General features: G+C 73.8%; 6 protein-coding genes. All 6 read left to right on the plus strand.

Annotated features, from left to right (window positions below; genetic code table 11):
* Positions 1 to 740: amidohydrolase family protein (locus tag GL263_RS18010; RefSeq protein ID WP_182856750.1), on the plus strand; the 740-nt coding region annotated here is incomplete at its 5' end.
* Positions 737 to 1,864, plus strand: coding sequence for an allantoicase (gene alc / locus GL263_RS18015; protein WP_182856751.1), 1,128 nt, complete (start codon positions 737 to 739; stop codon positions 1,862 to 1,864). The genes GL263_RS18010 and alc, both read left to right, overlap by 4 nt.
* A 1,026-nt stretch (positions 1,865 to 2,890) precedes the next feature.
* A complete protein-coding gene (locus GL263_RS18020; protein WP_228456607.1) occupies positions 2,891 to 3,847 on the plus strand; it encodes a sugar ABC transporter substrate-binding protein in 957 nt (318 codons plus the stop codon).
* Positions 3,844 to 4,947 (plus strand): ABC transporter permease, encoded by a 1,104-nt coding sequence (locus tag GL263_RS18025; RefSeq protein ID WP_182856753.1) that lies wholly within the window; start codon positions 3,844 to 3,846, stop codon positions 4,945 to 4,947. Before GL263_RS18020 ends, GL263_RS18025 begins: the two co-directional genes overlap by 4 nt.
* Complete coding sequence (locus GL263_RS18030) at positions 4,944 to 5,789, plus strand: ATP-binding cassette domain-containing protein (RefSeq protein WP_182856754.1); 846 nt, start codon at positions 4,944 to 4,946, stop codon at positions 5,787 to 5,789. Before GL263_RS18025 ends, GL263_RS18030 begins: the two co-directional genes overlap by 4 nt.
* A 15-nt stretch (positions 5,790 to 5,804) precedes the next feature.
* A complete protein-coding gene (locus GL263_RS18035) occupies positions 5,805 to 6,953 on the plus strand; it encodes an ROK family glucokinase (protein WP_182856755.1) in 1,149 nt (382 codons plus the stop codon).
* Positions 6,954 to 6,970: the final 17 nt, after the last annotated feature.

The raw sequence follows: 6,970 nt of genomic DNA on the forward strand, positions 1-6,970 counted from the left end.
GCCCCCGGTACGCCGACTTCCTCGCCTCCCGGCCGCGCGCCGCCGAGAACGACGCCATCAACCTCCTCGCGGACCTCGCCCGCGAACTCGACGCCCGCGTCCACGTACTGCACCTCTCCTCCGCCGACGCGCTGCCCACCATCAGCGCCGCCCGGCGCGACGGCGTGCGCCTGACCGTCGAGACCTGCCCGCACTTCCTCACCCTCACCGCCGAGGAGGTGCCCGACGGCGCCACCGAGTTCAAGTGCTGCCCGCCCATCCGGGAGCGCGAGAACCAGGACGCGCTGTGGGCCGGCCTCGCCGACGGCACCATCGACTGCGTCGTCTCCGACCACTCGCCCTGCACCACCGACCTCAAGACCCCCGACTTCGGCGACGCCTGGGGCGGCATCTCCTCACTCCAGCTCGGCCTCCCGGCCGTGTGGACCGCCGCCCGCGAACGCGGCCACTCCCTGCACGACGTCACGCGCTGGATGTCCCAGGCCCCCGCCCGACTGGCCGGCCTCACCACCAAGGGCGCGATCGAACCCGGCCGGGACGCGGACCTCGTCGTCCTCGCCCCCGACGAGACGTTCACCGTCGACCCCGCCGAGCTCCACCACCGCAACCAGGTCACCGCCTACGCCGGGAAGACCCTGCACGGCGTGGTGCGCTCCACGTGGCTGCGCGGCCGGCAGATCACCGACAACGGCCGGATCGTCGAGAAGGCCGGCCGACTCATCGAAAGGAACCCCGCATGACCGCGGCCCGTACCGGACTGCCCCGCTTCACCGGCGACGCCAAGCCCTACGGCGGCGGGGACCCGTACGCCGACTACCGCACCGCCGACTTCCCCTTCACCCACCACGCGGACCTCGCGGACCGGCGCCTGGGCGCCGGGGTCCTCGCGGCCAACGACGAGTTCTTCGCCGAGCGCGAGAACCTGCTCGTCCCCGAACGCGCGGAGTTCGACCCCGAGCACTTCGGCCACAAGGGCAAGATCATGGACGGCTGGGAGACCCGCCGCCGACGCGGCGCCGACGCCCAGCGGCCCCACCCCACCGACGACGACCACGACTGGGCGCTGATCCGCCTCGGCGCCCCCGGCGTCGTCCGCGGCATCGTCGTCGACACCGCCCACTTCCGCGGCAACTACCCGCAGGCCGTCTCCGTCGAGGCCACCGCGGCCCCGGTCTCCGCCTCGCCCGAGGACCTGCTGGCCGACGACGTCAAGTGGACCACCCTCGTCCCCCGCACCCCGGTGGGCGGCCACGCCGCCAACGGCTTCACCGTCGACGTCGAGCAGCGCTTCACCCACCTGCGCCTGCGCCAGCACCCCGACGGCGGCGTGGCCAGGCTCCGCGTGTACGGCGAGGTCGCCCCCGACCCCGCCTGGCTCGCCGCCCTCGGCACCTTCGACCTCGTCGCCCTGGAGAACGGCGGCGCCGTCGAGGACGCCTCCGACCGTTTCTACTCGCCGGCCACCAACACCATCCAGCCCGGCCGCTCCCGCAAGATGGACGACGGCTGGGAGACCAGGCGCCGCCGCGACAAGGGCAACGACTGGATCCGCTACGCGCTCACCGGCCGCGCCACACTCCGCGCCGTGGAGATCGACACCGCCTACCTCAAGGGCAACTCCGCCGGCTGGGCCGCGCTTGTCGGCCGCGACGGCGAGGAGGGCGAGTGGGTCGAACTGCTGCCCCGCACCCGGCTCCAGCCCGACACCGTGCACCGCTTCCTGCTCGACGACGCGCCCGCCGTCACCCACGTCCGGCTCGACATCTTCCCCGACGGCGGTATCTCCCGCCTGCGTCTCCACGGCTCCCTGACCGAGGACGGCGCGGCGGCGCTCGCCGCCCGCCACCAGGAACTCGGCGGCTGACCCGCGCCCGGCGCCCGCCGCTCGCCGGCGGTCGCCGGGCTCGGCACGTCGGCGGTTCGGCCGCCGGCGTCGGGACGGCCGATTCGCGGGGCGCGCCGGTGACGACCGTCGCCCCCGACCCGCCCGGTCCAGCCCACCCGCCGACGGGCCGGATCGGGCGGGAGGCCGCCTCCTGGGCTGAGGACCGCCCCGTTGCCCTGGCCCTCAGCCGACCGCTCATCGAAGGCCGGCCCCACCCGCCAGGCCCGACGTGCGACCGACCGGCACGTCGCGGCCGGAACCCGGCCACTCCCCGCGCTACCCGACCCTGGTGACGCGCACCCTGCCGCACGGCCCCGCCGCTCGGGCCGTGCGGCAGGCCGGCCCTCCTCCGGCCGGGGGCCGGAGGATGTCACTCCGGTCTGCGGCCGGTCGGCCGTCGGGCCACCGCCCACCGGTCCTCCGCTCGCGCCGCCCCCACCAAGCTGATCGCCGTGCCGGGACCGGAGCGGCCCCGTACGTCGACCCGCCGCCCGCGCCCGGTCGGCGCGGGCGCGCCGACCCGCCTCCGGCGCCCGCTTCTGGCCGCGTCGTTCACGCCGGCTGCCGGCGGCGAGGGGTGCCCGCCGCGCCTCCGTCCCTCCCGGCCTTGAGGGGCGCGTCCGCGACCCTCTGCCCCTCGGGCCCATGCCCGTCGAGCCCCGTGGGCCCGAAGCGCGGCAGCGGAGGTCCGGGTCCCACCGGACGTCTCCGCCGCTGAACGCCCCGGCCCCCGCGGGTGCCGTCCTCACCCAGGTGCCCGCCCGCGGTCCCGGTGGCGGATACTTGACCGGCCGGCGTCGGCCCTCCTCGGGTCGTGCCGGCGGGCAGATCCGTACCGAGGGGCAGGAGCCGGTGGCCGGCGTGAAGTGGTTTCGAGGGCGCGCGAACAGCAGGCGCACACAGAGCACGCGCACGCACAGCAGGCGTACGCACACCGGCGGAGCGGGCGGCGGCAGCGGCCGCCCGGGAGGCAGACGGTCGGCCGTCCTCGCGGTCGGCCTCGTCCTGACGCTCGCGCTGAGCGCGTGCAGCAGCACCGGCGGCAAGCGCGCCGAGGAGGAGCGGGCCAGGGGAGCGGCCGGTCCGGCGGCGGTGGACACGCCGCGCTGGAAGATCGCCATGGTCACCCACTCGGGCGAGGGCGACACCTTCTGGGACATCGTGCGCAGCGGCGCCGAGCAGGCGGCCGCGAAGGACAACATCGAGTTCCTGTACTCGCACGACAAGGAGGCCGGCAAGCAGGCCCAACTCGTCCAGGCCGCCATCGACCAGGGCGTGGACGGCCTGGTCGTCACGCTCGCCAAGCCGGACGCCATGAAGGCGGTCGTGGAGAAGGCCGTACGGGCCGGCATCCCGGTGGTGACGATCAACTCGGGGCAGGACCGCTCCAAGGACTACGGCGCGCTCGCCCACATCGGCCAGGACGAGGTCACCGCCGGCGAGGCCGTCGGCGAGGAACTGAACGAACGCGGCCTCACCAAGGCCCTCTGCGTGCTGCACGAGCAGGGCAACGTCGGCCACGAGGAGCGCTGCCGGGGCGTCCGCGCGACCTTCGACGGCACCGTGGACAACCTGTACGTCGACGGCACCAACATGCCGGCCGTCGAGTCGTCGCTGGAGGCCAAGCTGCAGTCCGACGAGAAGGTGGACTCCGTCGTCACGCTCGGCGCGCCGTTCGCCGCCACGGCGGTGAAGGCGGCGAAGCAGGCCGGCAGCAAGGCGCAGGTCAGCACGTTCGACCTGAACGCGCAGGTGGTGCGCGCCCTGAAGGACGGCGAGCTGACCTTCGCCGTGGACCAGCAGCCCTACCTGCAGGGCTACCAGGCCGTCGACCTGCTCTGGCTCTACAACTACAACGCCACCATGCTCGGCGGCGGGCAGCCCGTGCTGACCGGTCCCCAGGTGCTGACCGGGGACGACGCCGAGGCGCTGGAGGAGTACACCCGTAGGGGAACCCGATGAGCGACACCCGGACATCCGACTCTCAGCCGCCGCCCACCGAGGGGCCGGCGGCCGACGACGCGCCGACCGCCGAGCCTCCCGCCGCCGGCCCGCCGGGCCGTGCCGGGGAGCTGGCGCGGCGGCTGTTCACCCGCCCGGAGCTGGGCGCACTGGTGGGCGCGGTGGCGGTCTTCGTCTTCTTCGCCCTCTCCGCCGAAAGCTTTCTGCGTCCGGGCAGCCTGTCGACCGTCCTCTACGCCTCCTCCACCATCGGGATCGTCGCCGTCGCCGTCGCGCTGCTGATGATCGGCGGCGAGTTCGACCTGTCCGCCGGTGTCCTGGTGACCAGCTCCGCCCTGGTCTCCTCGATGTTCAGCTACCAGATGACCGCCAACGTGTGGGTCGGCGTCGGCGTCTCGCTGCTGGTCACCCTGGCGGTCGGGCTCTTCAACGGCTGGCTGCTGACCCGCACCGGACTGCCGAGCTTCATCATCACGCTCGGCACCTTCCTGATGCTGACCGGCCTCAACCTCGGCCTCACCAAGCTGATCGCCGGCACCGTCTCCACCAAGTCCATCGCCGACATGGAGGGCTTCTCCGCGGCCCGCGCCGTCTTCGCCTCCCAACTGGACCTCGGCGGCTTCACCCTGCGCGTCACCGTGCTGTGGTGGCTGGCGCTTGTCGCCGTCGCGACCTGGGTCCTGCTGCGCACCCGTGCCGGGAACTGGATCTTCGCCGTCGGCGGCAACAAGGACGCCGCGCGGGCCGTCGGCGTCCCGGTCCGGGGGACCAAGATCGGCCTCTACCTGGGCGTCGCCTTCTGCGCCTGGGTGCTCGGCCAGCACCTGCTGTTCAGCTACGACGTCGTCCAGTCCGGCGAGGGCGTCGGCAACGAGCTGATCTACATCGCCGCCGCCGTCATCGGCGGCTGCCTGCTCACCGGCGGCTACGGCTCCGCCGCCGGCGCGGCGATCGGCGCCCTGATCTTCGGGATCGTCAGCAAGGGCATCGTCTACGCCGAGTGGGACCCCAACTGGTTCAAGTTCTTCCTCGGCGCGATGCTGCTGCTCGCGGCCCTGCTGAACGCCTGGATCCGCAAGCGGGCGGAGGCCACCCGATGACCGACACGACCACACGCGAGACCGCGCCGCCCGGGGCCGGCGAACCCCTGCTCGGCCTCGTCGACGTCGGCAAGTCCTACGGCAACGTCGCCGCCTTGCGGAACGTCTCGCTCGACGTGCACGCCGGCTCGGTGACCTGCGTGCTCGGCGACAACGGCGCCGGCAAGTCCACCCTCATCAAGATCATCGCCGGTCTGCACCGGCACGACACCGGGCGCTACCTGCTCGACGGTGAGGAAACGGTCCTGCACTCGCCGCGCGAGGCCCTGGACCGCGGCATCGCCACCGTCTACCAGGACCTGGCCGTCGTCCCGCTGATGCCCGTCTGGCGCAACTTCTTCCTCGGCTCCGAACCGCACACCGGCCGCGGACCGCTGCGCCGCCTCGACGTGGCCACCATGCGCCGCACCACCCGGGAGGCCCTGGCCCGGATGGGCATCGACCTGCCCGACGTGGACCGGCCCATCGGCACCCTCTCCGGCGGCCAGCGCCAGTGCGTCGCCATCGCCCGCGCCGTCCACTTCGGCGCCCGGATCCTGGTGCTCGACGAGCCCACCGCCGCGCTCGGCGTCAAGCAGTCCGGCGTGGTGCTCCGCTACGTCGCCGCCGCCCGCGACCAGGGACTGGGCGTGGTCCTCATCACCCACAACCCCCACCACGCCCACCTCGTCGGCGACCGCTTCGTCCTGCTCAAGCGCGGCACCATGGCCGGCAGCCACCGCAAGGGCGACATCACCCTCGACGCGCTCACCCACGAGATGGCCGGCGGCGGCGAACTGGAACAGCTCGGTCACGAGCTCGCCCGCACGCCCGCGCCGACACGCTCCCCAGCCGCCTCGTAGGGCACAATCGATTCGATGAGTACGTACCGTGACCGCGGCGCCGCGAGCCCCGCCCGCACCACCGTGCTGCGCACCGTCTCGACGCGCGAGCGGCGCTCCCACCTGTCGGCGCCCCGGGTCCCCACCGTCGGCATCGACATCGGCGGTACGAAGGTCATGGCCGGCGTCGTCGACGCCGACGGCACCATCCTGGAGAAGCTCCGCACCGAGACACCCGACAAGTCCAAGAGCCCCAAGGTCGTCGAGGACACCATCACCGAGCTGGTCCTCGACCTCTCCGACCGGCACGACGTGCACGCCGTCGGCATCGGCGCCGCCGGCTGGGTCGACGCCGACCGCTCCCGCATCCTGTTCGCCCCTCACCTCTCCTGGCGCGACGAACCCCTGCGCGAAGCCCTCCAGGCCCGCCTCGCCGTCCCCGTCCTCATCGACAACGACGCCAACGCCGCCGCCTGGGGCGAGTGGCGCTTCGGCGCCGGACGCGGCGAGGACCACCTCGTCATGATCACCCTCGGTACCGGAATCGGCGGCGCCATACTCGAGGACGGCAAGGTCAAGCGCGGCAAGTACGGCGTCGCCGGCGAGTTCGGCCACATGCAGGTCGTGCCCGGCGGGCACCGCTGCCCCTGCGGCAACCGCGGCTGCTGGGAGCAGTACAGCTCCGGCAACGCCCTCGTCCGCGAGGCCCGCGAACTCGCCGCCGCCGACTCCCCGGTCGCGCACACCATCAACGCCCGCGTCGGCGGCCAGATCGGCGACATCACCGGCCCGCTCATCACCGAGCTGGCCCGCGAGGGCGACGCCATGTGCGTCGAACTCCTCCAGGACATCGGCCAGTGGCTCGGCGTCGGCATCGCCAACCTCGCCGCCGCGCTCGACCCGTCCTGCTTTGTCGTCGGCGGCGGCGTCAGCGCGGCCGACGAACTGCTCATCGGCCCCGCCACCGACGCCTACAAGCGCCACCTCACCGGGCGCGGCTACCGGCCCGAGGCCCGCATCGTCCGCGCCCAGCTCGGCCCCGAGGCCGGCATGGTCGGCGCCGCCGACCTCGCCCGGCTCGTCGCACGCCGCTTCCGCCGCGCCAACCGCCGCCGGCTGGAGCGCTACGAGATGTACGAGCGCGCCGCCGCCCAGCTGGGCCTCACCGGCCGGGCGGGGAGGTGAGCGGATGACCACCGAGG

Source organism: Streptomyces durbertensis, assembly GCF_014156695.1.
GTDB lineage: Bacteria > Actinomycetota > Actinomycetes > Streptomycetales > Streptomycetaceae > Streptomyces > Streptomyces durbertensis.